Origin of the sequence: Azospirillum sp. B21, assembly GCF_008364825.1 — a bacterium.
GTDB lineage: Bacteria > Pseudomonadota > Alphaproteobacteria > Azospirillales > Azospirillaceae > Azospirillum.
Genome location: NZ_VTTO01000003.1, coordinates 122,596 through 137,230 on the forward strand (window position 1 = coordinate 122,596; position 14,635 = coordinate 137,230).

10 protein-coding genes and 1 tRNA gene are annotated in these 14,635 nt (G+C 67.1%); 8 read left to right on the forward strand and 3 right to left on the reverse strand.

What is annotated here, in order from left to right; all coding sequences use genetic code 11:
- Positions 1 to 25: 25 nt before the first annotated feature.
- From FZ983_RS08800 to FZ983_RS08810, 3 genes are all read right to left on the reverse strand, one after another.
- Positions 26 to 1,699: an ATP-binding protein gene (locus tag FZ983_RS08800; RefSeq protein WP_247883678.1), complete on the reverse strand. Its 1,674-nt coding sequence runs from the start codon at positions 1,697 to 1,699 to the stop codon at positions 26 to 28.
- Between the two features lie 134 nt (positions 1,700 to 1,833).
- Positions 1,834 to 2,430: a response regulator gene (locus tag FZ983_RS08805; protein WP_014247171.1), complete on the reverse strand. Its 597-nt coding sequence runs from the start codon at positions 2,428 to 2,430 to the stop codon at positions 1,834 to 1,836.
- Positions 2,427 to 4,553 carry a PAS domain S-box protein gene (locus tag FZ983_RS08810; RefSeq protein WP_149223196.1) on the reverse strand — a complete coding sequence of 709 codons (2,127 nt, stop codon included), beginning with the start codon at positions 4,551 to 4,553 and terminating at the stop codon, positions 2,427 to 2,429. The genes FZ983_RS08805 and FZ983_RS08810 overlap by 4 nt, the downstream gene beginning before the upstream one ends.
- A 176-nt stretch (positions 4,554 to 4,729) precedes the next feature.
- Between FZ983_RS08810 and FZ983_RS08815 the strand changes: the two genes are divergently transcribed.
- The 8 genes from FZ983_RS08815 to dusA all read left to right on the forward strand — a co-directional run bounded on the left by FZ983_RS08815 (position 4,730) and on the right by dusA (position 14,632).
- Positions 4,730 to 5,752: a TRAP transporter substrate-binding protein gene (locus FZ983_RS08815; RefSeq protein ID WP_149223197.1), complete on the forward strand. Its 1,023-nt coding sequence runs from the start codon at positions 4,730 to 4,732 to the stop codon at positions 5,750 to 5,752.
- A gap of 181 nt (positions 5,753 to 5,933) precedes the next feature.
- The gene (locus FZ983_RS08820; RefSeq protein WP_211102881.1) at positions 5,934 to 6,503 is read left to right on the forward strand and encodes a TRAP transporter small permease; all 570 of its coding nucleotides are present in this window, start codon (positions 5,934 to 5,936) and stop codon (positions 6,501 to 6,503) included.
- A complete protein-coding gene (locus FZ983_RS08825; RefSeq protein WP_149223198.1) occupies positions 6,500 to 7,798 on the forward strand; it encodes a TRAP transporter large permease subunit in 1,299 nt (432 codons plus the stop codon). The genes FZ983_RS08820 and FZ983_RS08825 overlap by 4 nt, the downstream gene beginning before the upstream one ends.
- A 169-nt stretch (positions 7,799 to 7,967) precedes the next feature.
- A complete protein-coding gene (locus tag FZ983_RS08830; RefSeq protein ID WP_149223199.1) occupies positions 7,968 to 10,019 on the forward strand; it encodes a molybdopterin oxidoreductase family protein in 2,052 nt (683 codons plus the stop codon).
- A gap of 494 nt (positions 10,020 to 10,513) precedes the next feature.
- A complete protein-coding gene (locus FZ983_RS08835; RefSeq protein WP_188092276.1) occupies positions 10,514 to 11,146 on the forward strand; it encodes a YopT-type cysteine protease domain-containing protein in 633 nt (210 codons plus the stop codon).
- Between the two features lie 200 nt (positions 11,147 to 11,346).
- Entirely contained in the window at positions 11,347 to 13,143 is a 1,797-nt protein-coding gene (recJ, locus tag FZ983_RS08840; protein WP_149223201.1) for a single-stranded-DNA-specific exonuclease RecJ, read from the forward strand.
- 262 nt (positions 13,144 to 13,405) lie between these two features.
- Positions 13,406 to 13,481 (forward strand) — tRNA-Glu (locus FZ983_RS08845).
- A 143-nt stretch (positions 13,482 to 13,624) separates the two neighbouring features.
- Positions 13,625 to 14,632 (forward strand): tRNA dihydrouridine(20/20a) synthase DusA, encoded by a 1,008-nt coding sequence (gene dusA, locus FZ983_RS08850; protein WP_149223202.1) that lies wholly within the window; start codon positions 13,625 to 13,627, stop codon positions 14,630 to 14,632.
- The last annotated feature ends 3 nt before the right edge of the window (positions 14,633 to 14,635 follow it).

Consider the following 14,635-nt stretch of genomic DNA (forward strand, 5'->3'; position numbering starts at 1 on the left):
GTCCTCCCTCGCGGCAGGCGGTCCCTCACGGCAGCCGGATCGTCACTGTGGTTCCGACGCCGGGGGTGCTGTCCAGGGTCAGCGTGCCGCCATGGGCCTCGATGAAGCGGCGGGCCAGCGGCAAGCCCAGCCCGGTTCCCGCCTCGGCCTTGGTCAGATAATTGTGGACCTGCCGGAAGGGCTCCATCGCGATCTGCAACTCGTCGGCCGTCATGCCGACGCCGGTGTCGGCAATGACGATGACCGCCCCCTTGCCGTCCGGCCCGGCGGCGGCCTCCACCCGCACGGCACCGCCAGCGGGGGTGAACTTGATGGCGTTCGACAGCACGTTCAGCACCGCCTGCCGCATGCGGACCCCGTCCGCCGTGACCTGCAGGGTCCGATCGATGCCGTCGCCGGTCAGCGTCACGCCCTTGCGCAGGGCCAGCGCATCCATCAGCCCCATGCAGTCGTCCAGCAACTCGCCCAACGTCACGCGGGCCGGGAACAGCTCCAGCCGCCCGGCCTCGATCTTCGCCATGTCCAGCAACTCGTTGACGAGGTCCAGCAAGTGCCGGCCGGACTGGTGGATCGCCGTCATGTACTCGACATGCTTTGGCGGAGCCGGGCCGAAGATGCCGGACATCAGCGCCTCGGCGAAGCCGATGATGGCGTTCAGCGGCGTGCGCAGCTCGTGGCTCATGTTGGCCAGGAACTCGCTCTTGGCCCGGTTGGCGGCCTCGGCATGCTCCTTCTCGGATTCCAGCCGGCGGCGGTGTTCGATCAGAACCGCCTCGCGGGCGCGGCGCACCTCCTCCTCGGCGCTGCGGCGGCGGCGGTAGGCGCGGGCCACCAGCAGGGCCAGCCCCAGCGTCGCGGCGCAGGCTGCGGCAGCGCCGCCGATCACCGTCATGCGCAGAGCGTTCAGCCGTTGCTGCACGACTGCCGAAGGCACGCCCAGTACCACCGACCATCCGGTCTCGGCGGAGCGGTGGACGACGGCATGGACATCGATGCCGTCCTTCGTCTTGCCCACGAACATGCCGTTGCTGCCGATCCGGATGCGCGCTTCCAGGGCCGTATAGACGCGCTGGCCCAGATGGGCTGCAGCATCGCGCGACCGGGCGGCGATCAGCATGGTCGGATCGATGACCGTGACCGTCCATTCCGGCGGGGTGTTGCGGGTCTGCAGCGCGCTGCCGAGCCCTTCCAACCCCAGGGCGAGCGACAGGACATAGCGCACCCGGTCGCCCTCGACGGCCGGATCGTATTGCAGGACCGGCGCCCGCAGGATCAGGGACGGCCGCCCCGGCGGTCCGCCCGGCGGCAACACGCCGCCGATCGCGGCGCGGCGGCTTTCGATCACCTGGCGGGTGATCTCGTCCTGCCGCGGCGGCGGCAGCGGCTGGACGCCCAGCGGGTAATGGGTGTGGAAGGCGAAGCGCCCGGTGTCGGTGTCGATCAGCCCCATCGCCAGCCATCCGGCCTGACTGTGGGCGGCGGCGGTGGTTTCGTCATAGAGCGCGCGCAGATCGCCGACGCTGGGCTGGACCAGGGCCGACAGCAGTTCCAGCGGGCGCAGCTGGCTCGCCAGTTCACGGTCGACCGCCAGCGATAGCGACTGCGCCACCGACTGCAGCTCGCCCTCCATCTTCCCGCGCTCGCGGGCGTCGAGCTGCCAGACCAGCACGGCGCCGAACAGCAGCAGGGGCGTGGTCACCCCCAGAACGATAGCAAGCAGGGAACCGGGCAATCGCAGGCGCAACCGTCGACGCTCCACTGCTAAGGCACCACCGGAGTGGCAGGAAATGGTTGAGGACGTGGTTTGCGGCGGACGGGCGGGTGTTCCCCCGGTCACGCCGCCCCGGTCAGCAGCCGGGTCAATTCCACCGCAGTCTTCACCCGCATCTTCTCGAACACGTGGCTGCGATGGACTTCCACCGTGCGCATGCTGATGCCCAGCTCGTCGGCGATGACCTTGTTCAGCCGGCCGGCGACGACCAGCTCCATCACCTGCCGTTCGCGCTGGGTCAGGGTGGCCAGCCTTGCCGCCAGCCCAGCCTGTCCCGCCTCGCGCTCGCGCTGTTCGGCGTCGAAGGCCAGGGCGTCGATCACCCGGTCGACCAGTTCGTTGTCGTTGAACGGCTTCTCGACGAAGTCGCGGGCCCCCTTCTTCAGGGCGCTGACGGCGATGGGAACGTCGCCATGGCCGGTCAGGAAGATCACCGGCATCCGGCATCCCTTGGACAGCAGCCGGTCGAACAGCTCCAGCCCGCTCATCCCCTCCATGCGGATATCCAGCAGAAGGCAGCCGGCCATGTCCGGCCTCCACGCCTCCAGGAAGGCTTCCGCGGCGGGCCAGCCGGCCACCGGCACGTTGCGCGACTGGAACAGCCAGCCGAGCGCGTCGCGGATCGCCTCGTCATCGTCGACGATGTGGAGCGTGGTCATTCTGCGGCCTCTGCGCTTTGGTCTGAAACTCGGCCCGAGGATTGGGCGTGCACCGGCAGGGTGAACAGGAAGCGTGTCCCGGCGGAGTTGCCGTCCGGGGCATCCTCCGCCGCCACCGCTTCGAACCACAGCCGGCCGCGGTGGTGCTCGACGATAGAGCGGCAGATGTTCAGGCCCATCCCCATACCTTCGCGCTTAGTTGTGAAGAAAGGGGAAAACAGGCGCTCCGCCACATCGGGCGCCACACCGCATCCGCGGTCGCGGATCTCCGTCAGCAGCACGCCGTCCCCGGCGTCGTCCCCCCCTCCCTCCCGGCGGACGGTGACGGTCAGGCGGCGGTCGTCGAGCGGGGTGCGGGCCATCGCCTCGATCCCGTTGCGCATCAGGTTCAGCACGACCTGCTGCAGCAGAATGCGGTCGCCGGTGACCGGCGGCAGGTCGGCCGGGGCGTCCAGTTCCACCCGCACGCCCAGCCGGGCGGCGTCGGCGCCGGTCAGCCCAACGCAATCCTCCAGCACGCGGGCGAGCGAGCATGGGGCGACGTTCGGGTCGCGCTTGCGCACAAAGTCGTGGATCCGCCGCACCACCTGCCCGGCGCGCTTGGCCTGCGCCGCCAGCTTCTCCAGCGCCGCGGCGACCTCGTCGGTGTCGAACCGGCCGGAGCGCAGGCGGTTCAGGCAGCCGGTGCAATAGCTGGCGATGGCCGACAGCGGCTGGTTCAGCTCATGCGCCAGGGTGGACGCCATCTCGCCCATCGTGATCAGGCGGGAGGTCTGCTGCAGCCGCTCCTGCTGCTGGCGGGCAAGCTCCTCGGCATGCTTGCGTTCGGTGATGTCGAGGACGGAGCCCATCCAGCCGGTCTGGCGCCCGTTGGCGTCGATCAGCGGCGCCTCGTAGATCAGCGCGTCGAACCGTTCGCCGTCGGCGCGCCGGAACCGCATCTCCAGCCCGGTTTCCGGTGCGCGGCCGGCCAGCACGTCCTGCAGGGCGGCCTCCGCCCGGTCGATCTCCTCCGGCAGCCAATAGGGCATCGGCGGGCCGCGCCCGACCAGATCCTCGGCCTCCAGTCCCACCATCCGGCAGAAGGCCGGGTTGACATAGGTGATGCGCCCTTCCAGGTCGCGGGCGCGCATGCCCACGGTCAGGCTGTCCTCCATCGCCTTGCGGAAGGCATGCTCCTCGCGCAGCGCCTCCTCGGCGCGCAGGCGGCCGGCGATGTGGCGGCGCAGCGACCACAGGCTCCACAGCGCCGATCCGGTCAGCGCGAAGATCGCCGCCACCAGCACGGTGCGGGTGACGTTGGACTCGCTTGGGTAGGCGGTGGCGACCAGGGCCAGCCCATGGCCGGGCGGATCGAAGGGGATGACGTGGCTCCTGGCCGGGTCGGGCGCCTGGCCTGCGCCTGAGTCCGCCACGGAGCCCGGCACCACCATGCGCGACTTCGCCCCCAGCACGGTGCCCGTGACGTCGATGACCTCCAACTGGTAGCGCTGGGCGAACCACCAGGGGACATGGTGGGTCAGCATCGCCTCGAACGAGAAGACGCCGACCAGCGCGCCGACGAAGACGCCGTCGCGGAACAGCGGGAAGGCGACGTCGAACCCGCGGTCGGTGACGTCGATCCGGTAGGGCGCGCCATAGGCCCTGAGCCCGGAGGACCGGGCGATTCGCATCGCGTCGTGGCGGGTCAGGCTGTCGCCGGGTGGACCGTCCGCGCCCGGCATGCCGTCCCGGGGCAACGGCGGCTCCGCCAGCATGGTGCGCCCCTGGGGGTCGAGCCAGAGAACCCGTTCGATCGCCGGGTTGGTGTTCACCACCAGCCGGGCCATTGCGGCGAACTGCCGCAGGTCCACCTCCGTCCGGCCCAGAGTCTCCGCCAGCCTCTCCAGCTTGTCCTCGTCGGATGCGAGCTGGAAATGCAGGTTCTGCTCCACCCACAGCGCGTCCTTGATCAGGGCCAGCGCCTCCTCGTCCCGCTCGTTGCGCTGCAGCAGCCACAGGAAGGCGCCCAGCAGGACGACGACGAGCGCCATCGCCACCAGCGGCATGGCATGCGGCACCGCCCGTCCGGATCGGGAGGCGGGCAGGGCGGCGGAGCCGGGAGTGCGGTTGGGCTGCGGCATGACGATCGACACGAAAGTGTGGAGGCGGAGGACGATGGGACCGGACGAAAGTGGGATAGGCCGACTCTGCGGATATCCACAATAGCCGCAATTCGTCGGATCATGAACAATGCGCAACAAGTTCAGGACGGAACATTCCGTCTAACTGATAATCGACACCAGAGGGGAACGCACCTATGAAACTCGTGAAGCTTCTGTGCGCGGCGGCGGTCGGCTGCATGATGTCGGCGCCGATGGCCTTGTCCACGGCCTGGGCCCAGGACCAGATCGTGATCAAGTTCAGCCACGTCGTCGCTCCGGAGACGCCGAAGGGCAAGGGTGCCGAGAAGTTCAAGGAACTTGCCGAGAAGATGACCAGCGGCAAGGTCAAGGTCGAGGTCTATCCGAACAGCCAGCTCTACAAGGACAAGGAAGAGCTTGAGGCTCTGCAGCTGGGCGCGGTGCAGATGCTGGCCCCGTCGCTGGCCAAGTTCGGTCCGCTGGGCGCCAAGGAATTCGAGGTCTTCGACCTGCCCTACATCTTCCCGAACAAGGACGTTCTGCGCCGCGTGACCGAGGGTCCGATCGGCAAGCAGCTGTTCCAGAAGCTGGAGACCAAGGGCATCATCGGCCTGGCCTATTGGGACAACGGCTTCAAGATCATGAGCGCCAACAAGCCGGTCATCAAGCCGGAGGACGTGAAGGGTCTGAAGATGCGCATCCAGTCGTCCAAGGTGCTGGATGCCCAGATGCGCGCGCTGGGCGCCCTGCCGCAGGTGATGGCCTTCTCCGAAGTGTACCAGGCGCTGCAGACCGGCGTCGTCGACGGCACCGAAAACCCGCCGTCCAACATGTACACCCAGAAGATGCACGAGGTGCAGAAGAACGCCACGCTGACCGACCACGGCTATCTCGGCTATGCGGTCATCGTGAACAAGAAGTTCTGGGAAGGCCTGCCCGCCGACGTCCGCACCGGCCTGGAAGGCGCGATGAAGGAGGCGACCGCCTACGCCAACGACATCGCCCAGAACGAGAACGACGTCTCGCTGGCCCAGATGAAGGCTTCGGGCAAGACCGCCTTCCACACCCAGACCAAGGAAGAGCGCGAAGCCTGGATCAAGGCCCTGAAGCCGGTCCACAAGGACGCCGAATCCCGCGTCGGCAAGGACCTGATCGAAGCGATCTACAAGGAAGCCGCCGCCGCCGGCTTCAAGATGTAAGGGCCTGATAGCAGGCGGCGTCTTCCCGCCGGAAGGCGTCGTCCGCACCGAATCGGCATCCGCTTTGGCCGGCCGTCATCCCGTATTCGCCGGGACGACGGCCGAATGGCGCGCGGCGGGTTGTGCCGCGCCTCTCCAGCGTACCTGACACCATCTCCGCCGACCGGGAGATCCCCCCGACATGCTTATGAAAATACTCGACCGCCTCGAGGAGACGCTGATCGCGTTCCTCATGGCGGCGGCGACGCTCGTCATCTTCGTGGCGGTCATGCACCGCTATTTGTCCGGCGTGGCCGTCATCCAGGATTACGTCATCCACTGGAACCTCGCCTGGGCCCAGGAAGTCTGCATCTACATGTTCGTGTGGATGGCCAAGTTCGGCGCCGCCTATGGCGTGCGCACCGGCATCCATGTGGGCGTGGACGTGGTGATCAACCGGCTGCGGCCGGACATCCGCGGCCGCTTCGTCGTATTCGGCCTGCTGGCCGGTGCGGTGTTCACCGGCGTCGTCGGCGCGCTCGGCGCCAATTTCGTCTACCACATCGCCGAGACCGAACAGGTGTCGGCGGACATGGAACTGCCGATGTGGCTGGTCTATCTGGCCATTCCGCTCGGTTCCTTCCTGATGTGCTTCCGCTTCCTCCAGGTCGCCTGGACCTTCATCCGCACCGGCGAGCTGCCCCACCACGATCATGCCCAGGTCGACGGCATCGACCCGGTCGAAGCCGCCAACGAGGGAGGCCCGGCGTGAACGCGCTCATCATCTTCGGGCTGCTGATTGCCCTCATGCTCACCGGCATGCCGATCTCCATCTCGCTCGGCCTGACGGTTCTGTCCTTCCTGTTCCTGATGACCGACGTGCCGGTCGCCGCGGTGGCGCTGAAGCTGTTCACGGGCATCGAGAAGTTCGAGATCATGGCGATCCCGTTCTTCATCCTGGCCGGCAACTTCCTGACCCATGGCGGCGTCGCCCGGCGCATGATCAACTTCGCCACCTCCATGGTCGGGCATTGGCATGGCGGCCTCGGCATGGCCGGCGTGCTGGCCTGCGCCCTGTTCGCGGCGGTGTCGGGCTCCAGCCCGGCGACGGTGGTCGCCATCGGCTCCATCATCCTGCCGGCCATGGTGGCGCAGGGCTTCCCGAAGAATTTCGGCGCCGGCATCGTCACCACCTCGGGCGCGCTCGGCATCCTGATCCCGCCGTCGATCGTGATGGTGATGTACTGCGTCGCCACCACCGGCCATCCGCAGGCACCCTCCATCGGCCAGATGTTCCTCGCCGGCGTGGTTCCGGGCCTGATGCTGGCGGCCTTCCTCGGCTTCACCACCTGGTACCGCGCCCGCAAGTTCGGCTATCCCCGCCTGCCCAAGGCGAGCGCCCGGCAGCGCTGGCTGGCGTTCCGCGAGAGCTTCTGGGGCCTGCTGCTGATCGTCGTCGTGATGGGCGGCATCTACACCGGCATCTTCACCCCGACCGAGGCGGCGGCGATGGCCGCGGTCTATGCCTTCATCGTGGCGGTGTTCATCTACCGCGACATGCCGCTGCGCCGGGTGCCGAAGGTGCTGCTGGACAGCGCCAGCATGTCGGCGATGCTGCTCTACATCATCACCAACGCGGTCCTCTTCTCCTTCGTCATGACGTCGGAGCAGATCCCGCAGAACATGGCGGCCTGGATCCAGGGCCAGAACCTGAGCGTCTGGGTCTTCCTGCTGGTGGTGAACATCGTCCTGCTGGCCGCCGGCAACTTCATGGAGCCGTCGTCGATCGTCCTGATCATGGCGCCGATCCTGTTCCCGGTGGCGATGTCGCTGGGCATCGACCCGGTGCATTTCGGCATCCTGATCATCGTGAACATGGAGGTCGGCATGTGCCACCCGCCGGTGGGCCTGAACCTCTACGTCGCGTCGGGCATTACAAAGATGGGCATCACCGAGCTGACGGTGGCGGTCTGGCCGTGGCTGCTGACGATGCTGATCTTCCTCGGCCTCGTCACCTATGTGCCGGCGATCTCGCTGTGGTTCCCGCGCCTGATCGGCGTGATGTAAAGCCGCAAGTCGTCTGGGGATTTTTCGCCCGAGCGGTTGGGGCCGCGAAGTCCGGAAGGACTTCGCGGCCCTTCTTTATTGTACCCATACATTGTTGCGCATTGAAGCGGTCGCGCCGCCGGGCCTAAACTTGCGCCATTCCCGCCGCCAGCCAGACCAGAGGTTAGCCTTGTCGGCCCAGTTCCTGCCCACCGCCTGTCCGCACGACTGCCCCAGCACCTGCGCGCTGGAGGTGGAACGCCTCGCCCCCGACCGCATCGGCAAGGTGCGTGGCGCAGCGGAGAACAGCTACACCGCCGGCGTCATCTGCGCGAAGGTCAGCCGCTATGCCGAGCGGGTGCATTCGCCGGACCGGCTGAAGACGCCCTTGCTGCGCACCGGCCCCAAGGGCTCCGGCCAGTGGAAGCCGATCGGCTGGGACGAGGCGCTGGACCGCATCGCCGATGCCTTCCTGGCCGCCGAACGTACCCATGGCCCGGAAGCCGTCTGGCCCTATTTCTACGCCGGCACCATGGGTCTGGTGCAGCGCGGCGCCATCCAGCGCCTGCGCCATGCCAAGGGCTATTCGCGCCAGACCAGCACGGTGTGCGACACGCCGGCCAACATGGGCTGGCTCGCCGGCTATGGCGACATCCGCGGCGCCGACCCGCGCGAGATGGCGGAGAGCGACCTGATCGTCAACTGGGGCGGCAACCCGGTGGCGACCCAGGTCAACGTGATGACCCATGTCAGCCGCGCCCGCAAAGGCCGCGGCGCCAAGCTGGTCACCATCGACCCCTACCGTACCGGCACGGCCGAGGTCTCCGACCTGCACCTGATGCTGCGGCCGGGCACCGACGGGGCGCTGGCCTGCGCGGTGATGCATGTGCTGTTCCGCGACGGCCACGCCGACCGCGCCTATCTGGACCGCCTTGCCGCCGGCACCGACCGTCTGGAGGCGCATCTCGCCACCCGCACGCCCGAATGGGCGGCCGCCATCACCGGCCTGACAGTGGCGGAGATCGAGGAGTTCGCCCGCCTCTACGGCACCACCAAGCGGTCCTACCTGCGCGTCGGCTACGGCCTGTCGCGCGCCCACAACGGCGCGGCCCAGGTCCATGCCGTGTCCTGCCTGCCGGTGGTCACCGGGGCGTGGCAGCACAAGGGCGGCGGCGCGCTCTACTGCTCGTCCGGCATCTACAAGCTGGACAAGACCCTGTCGGAAGGGCTGGATCGTCTCGACACGTCGGTGCGCAGCTTCGACCAGTCGCGCATCGGCGCGGTGCTGACCGGCGACCCTCGCGACCTGACCAGCGGCCCGCCGGTGACGGCCATGCTGATCCAGAACACCAACCCGGTGACGATCTGCCCGGATTCGACCCGCGTCCGCCAGGGCTTCCTGCGCGAGGATCTGTTCGTCGCGGTGCATGAGCAGTTCATGACCGACACGGCCAAGCTGGCCGATCTGGTGATCCCCGCCACCACCTTCCTGGAGCATGACGACATCTACCGCGGCGGCGGCCAGATGCACATCCTGATCGGCCGCAAGGTGATCGAGCCGCAGTTCGAGGCGCGCGAGAACCATTGGGTCATCTCCGAAGTCGCCCGCCGCGTCGGTGCCGAGCATCAGGGATTCGGCATGACCGCGCTGGAGATCATCGACGCCATGCTGAAGGCGTCGAACCTGGGCGACGCCGCGACGCTGACCGAGCAGCGCTGGATCGACGCCCAGCCCGATTTCGAGACCTCGCATTTCCTCAATGGCTTCGCGCATCCCGACGACAGGTTCCGCTTCGCCCCCGACTGGGCGGCGCTCGGCCCCTATGGCGGCATGCCGGAGCTTCCCGACCACATGCCCCCCGGCCGCGACGCCGACGCCGAGCACCCGTTCCGTCTGGTCACCGCCCCGGCGCGCCAGTTCCTCAACACCTCCTTCACCGAGACGCTGACCGCCCAGAAGCGCGAAGGCCGCCCCACCGCGCTGATCCACCCGGACGATGCGGCCGGGCTGGGCTTGGCCGACGGCGACGCGGTGCGGCTGGGCAACCCGCAGGGCAGCGTGGTGGTCCATGCCAAGCCCTTCGCCGGGGTGCCGCGCGGCGTGGTGATCGTCGAAGGCATCTGGCCCAACAGCGCCTTCGTCGAAGGCATGGGCATCAACAGCCTGACCTCGCCGGAGCCGGTGCCGCCCGCGGGCGGCGCGGCGTTCCACGATACCGCGGTGTGGATGCGGGCGGCTTGAGCCTGCCGGGGGACTATCGGGCCAGGCTGAAAGCTGGCGTGGGGAGGCTCGCCTCTGGCGATTGGTTTGCCGGCTGGGATGCCTGGTGAATGCAATCACTCCCTACGCCCGCTTGGTTCCCTGCCCGTCCCCCGGCCTTCGATAGAAAAGAGGAAACGGGTTCGTGCGGGAGAGGAAGCCGCCCTACGGCATCGCGCGCTTCACATTAAGCATACGGCGCTGAATTTTTGGCTGGCGGCTGGATTCGCGCTTCAAATCGATCCTGATTTTATCTGATCCGATCTGAGTGCGGAGAGCGATCCCTTCTTTTTCTTTGTCTTTCAATATTTCGGCTTCGAAATGATGCATTATGACTTGCGGGTGAATGGCATATACTGTTCATGTTGGAATAATAATTGCCCGCCGCATGACGACAATTGTTGCGCGACCTCCGGATCTTATCGTAAAACAAGCACCTAATGGCAGAATATCCATTTATAAGGAGCGCGAGAGTCATGCCCAAGGCCCTTGACCAGTTTGAATGTGCCAGTTATCGCCAGGGCAAGGAAATTGCCGCGACCAATGTGGGGCCCCAGCACTCGATTTCTGGAGGGGTGTGCTTCAGCTTATGCTGCCAATGGATTGAATTGCATCGGGAAATCAGATCGGGCGGCGCTTTGAAGCGCATGGACGCAATGAAGCAGCGAATAGGATCCCTGAAAAGCGACAGCATATATTTTTATAGGGCCGTGAACTCGCAAATGAATACCTATGATTTGTCACAGGAGACCACCAAGCTTGGGATGAAAGACGAAGTTGGAAAGAAGTATGGTATAAAATTTGAGAATAGTCTTGGTGACATCAAATGCATTCCGCCAGACTATCGGCTTGATGATCTGAGGAATGAAGTCGACCATACGCATTTATACACACAAACAAGTTTCCAATTGAAAAAAGGCCGGCATGCAATATGTGCATACAAGTCCGGAGGAAAAATCTTCGGTATGGGGGCTCACTTGTATGTGTTCGATCCAAATTTTGGTGAATTTCGAGTTTCGTCGGGAGAGATAAAAGATTTTTATCAGGCTCTGTTTGATCGATATAAACCTGTGACGAGCCACATCACGTTCAAAGCGGTCGGTATTTGAATCCAGTGCATTCGAAAGGGCGGTCCATTCGCCCTTTCGGCGGGTTGGGATGACCATTCCAGGTGGCGGGCAGAAGGGGAGGCCGGTAATTTTTAGTGGCAGAACCTTGTGTTCCAGAGCGGCTTCCGCCACACCCATAGTGCCGCGCCCATATGTCTGCTATGGCTGTGCCTCCACCACAGCGACCGCGCAGCACCGCCATGACCGAGCCTACCGCCTTCCTCAACGTCGCCAACTCCCTGTCCGGCAAGCGCTGGCAGGCGCGGCCCTGCGACGAGCGGCAGGCGCAGGCGCTGACCCAGGGGCGGGGCCTGCCGGAGATCGTCGGCAGGGTGCTGGCCGCCCGCGGGGTCACCGACGAGACCTGCGAGACCTTTCTCAATCCCACGCTGAAGGCGCTGCTGCCCGATCCCTCACGCTTCCGCGACATGGACCCGGCGGCGGAGCGCATCGCCCGCGCCATCCGTGACGGCGAGCCGGTGGCGGTCTTCGGCGACTACGACGTCGACGGCGCCACCTCCGCCGCGCTGCTGCGCCGCTTCTTCCGTGCGCTCGGCGCCGACATCCGCGTCTATGTTCCCGACCGCATCAAGGAGGGTTACGGCCCCAATGCCGCGGCGCTGCTGCGGCTGAAAGGGGAGGGGGTGCGGCTGGTGGTGACGGTCGATTGCGGCATCTCCGCCTTCGCCGCGCTGGAGGCTGCCGCCGACGCCGGGCTGGAGGTCGTCGTGCTCGATCATCACGCCGCCGAACCGCGCCTGCCGCCCGCCGTCGCCCTGGTCAACCCCAACCGGCTGGACGAGGACGGCACCTACCGTACGCTCTGCGCCGCCGGTGTCACCTTCATCACCATCGTCGCCGTGAACCGCGCCCTGCGCCAGTGCGGCTTCTACCGCGACCGGCCGGAACCCAACCTGATGGAGTGGCTCGACCTTGTCGCTCTCGGCACGGTGTGCGACGTGGTGCCGCTGACCGGCCTGAACCGCGCGCTGGTGGCGCAGGGGCTGAAGGTGATGGCGCGCCGCGCCAATCCCGGCCTTGCCGCCCTGTCCGACGTGGCGGGGGTTAAGGAGAAGCCCGACGCCTACCATGCCGGCTATGTCCTCGGCCCCCGCGTGAATGCCGGCGGCCGGGTGGGGGCGTCCGACCTCGGTGCGCGCCTGCTGTCCACCGACGACCCCATCGAGGCGATGGAACTGGCCCAGCGTCTGGAAGGCCACAACGCCGAACGCCGCACCATCGAGCAGGCGGTGCTGGACGAGGCACTGGAGCGTGTCGCCGCCGAAGGTGGGCGCGAGACCGATCTGGTTTTCGTCACCGGTGTCGGCTGGCACCCCGGCGTCATCGGCATCGTCGCCGCCCGCCTGAAGGAGCGTTACAGCCGCCCCGCCTGCGTCGTCGCCCTGGAGGAAGCCGCCGACGGCACCGTCATCGGCAAGGCGTCCGGCCGCTCCGTCCGCGGCGTCGATCTGGGGTCCGCGGTGATCGCCGCCCGGCAGGAGGGGTTGCTGCTGGCCGGCGGCGGCCACCGCATGGCGGCGGGCTTCACCGTGGCCGGCGACAAGATCGACGCTCTGCGCGACTTCCTGCACAGCCGCATTTCCGAACAGGTTTCCGCCGCCCCGCTGGTGCCGACGCTGGAACTGGATGGCGCCCTGTCGGTCGGTGGCGCCAGCGTCGGGCTGGTGACCATGCTCGACAAGCTCGGCCCCTACGGCACCGGCAATTCGGAGCCCCGCTTCGCCATCGCCGACGCCCGCGTCGTGCGCGCCGACGTGGTGGGCGCCAACCATGTCCGCTGCATCCTGCAGGGCAACGACGGCGCCCGGCTGAAGGCCATCGCCTTCCGCGCGCTGGACAGCGACATGGGCCAAGCCCTGCTGACCGGCCGCGGCACGCCCTTCCATCTCGCAGGCGTGCTGCGGATCGACCGCTGGAACGGCTCGGAGGGCGTCCAGTTGCTGATCGACGACGCCGCGCCTGCGCGGTCGGCGTAGGGTTGGCGGGGTAGGGGGGAGGTTTTGGGGGCAGCGGGTGCCCCCTCCCCATCCCTCCCCCGCTTCGCGGGAGAGGGGCAAGATGCTTGTCGGCGTGACGCATCTGCCGAAGCGGCGGCAGTCCCCTCTCCCGCGCCAGCGGGGGAGGGTTAGGGAGGGGGCACCCACCGCCACCCCCGCCTACAAAAAAGTATCGCCCCACACAAAAAAGCGCTTGCGCTCCCCGGCTCCGATCTTTAGAAAGCGCGTCACCGCGAACGACGTCCCCGTCGTCTAGAGGCCTAGGACACCGCCCTTTCACGGCGGCGACACGGGTTCGACTCCCGTCGGGGACGCCACCTTCTCCAAGGTGCGCGACAAGCTTAGAAGGCCCGGCTGCATTGCCGGGCCTTTTGCTTTTGGCGAGATTTGCGCCCGGCGGTTGCCCGCCGATGCCGTTTCGCCCATCCTGATTCTTCCGGCCGCAGCAGAGCTGACCGCTATGACCGCCCCGTACCCCGCCATCCCCCTCAGCGTCGCTCCGATGATGGACTGGACCGACCGGCATTGCCGGTACTTCCACCGTCTGCTGTCGCGCTCGACCCTGCTCTATACCGAGATGGTGACGACCGGCGCCGTGTTGCATGGCGACCGCGAGCGGCTGCTCGGCTTCGATGCGGCGGAACATCCGGTGGCGCTCCAACTCGGCGGTTCCGACCCGGCCGACCTCGCCGCCTGCGCCCGCATCGCGCAGGAGTGGGGCTATGACGAGGTGAACCTGAACGTCGGCTGCCCCAGCGACCGCGTGCAGTCCGGCCGCTTCGGCGCCTGCCTGATGGCGGAACCCGATCTGGTGGCCCGGCTGGTCGGCGCCATGCGCGAGGCCGTCTCGATCCCCGTCACCGTCAAGTCGCGCATCGCCATCGACGAGATGGAGGAATGGCCGACGCTGGACCATTTCATCCGCACCGTCTCCGCCGCCGGCTGCACCCACTTCATCGTCCATGCCCGCAAGGCCTGGCTGAAGGGGCTCAGCCCCAAGGAGAACCGCGACATCCCGCCGCTGCGCTACGATCTGGTCCACCGGCTGAAGGCGGAATACCCGCAGCTGACCATCGCCATCAACGGCGGCATCCGCACACTTGACGAGGCCGAGGAGCATCTGACCAAGGTCGACAGCGTGATGATCGGCCGCGCCGCCTACGAGACGCCCTATCTGCTGACCGACGCCGACCGCCGCCTGATGGGCGGAGAGCCCGGCCCCGACCGCCATGCTGTGATCGAGGCGATGCTGCCTTACATCGAGGCGCGCATGGCGGGCGGCACGCCCTTGTCCTCCATCACCCGTCACATGCTGGGCCTGTTTCAGGGACTGCCCGGCGCCCGCGCCTACCGCCGCCACATCGCCGAGAACGCCCATCGTCCCGGTGCAGGGCCAGAGGTTCTGGAACGCGCCGCCTCCCTGGTGCGCCGACGCGGAGCCGACGTGGACGTGGAGGAGGCCGCGTGAAAG

Bases quoted from the DNA above. Each gene is read 5' to 3' on its own strand.
- FZ983_RS08805 (WP_014247171.1), bottom strand. From the start codon at position 2,430: ATGACCACGCTCCACATCGTCGACGATGACGAGGCGATCCGCGACGCG.
- FZ983_RS08815 (WP_149223197.1), top strand. From the start codon at position 4,730: ATGAAACTCGTGAAGCTTCTGTGCGCGGCGGCGGTCGGCTGCATGATG.
- FZ983_RS08835 (WP_188092276.1), top strand. From the start codon at position 10,514: ATGCCCAAGGCCCTTGACCAGTTTGAATGTGCCAGTTATCGCCAGGGC.
- dusA (WP_149223202.1), top strand. From the start codon at position 13,625: ATGACCGCCCCGTACCCCGCCATCCCCCTCAGCGTCGCTCCGATGATG.
- recJ (WP_149223201.1), top strand. From the start codon at position 11,347: ATGACCGAGCCTACCGCCTTCCTCAACGTCGCCAACTCCCTGTCCGGC.
- FZ983_RS08810 (WP_149223196.1), bottom strand. From the start codon at position 4,553: ATGCCGCAGCCCAACCGCACTCCCGGCTCCGCCGCCCTGCCCGCCTCC.
- FZ983_RS08820 (WP_211102881.1), top strand. From the start codon at position 5,934: ATGCTTATGAAAATACTCGACCGCCTCGAGGAGACGCTGATCGCGTTC.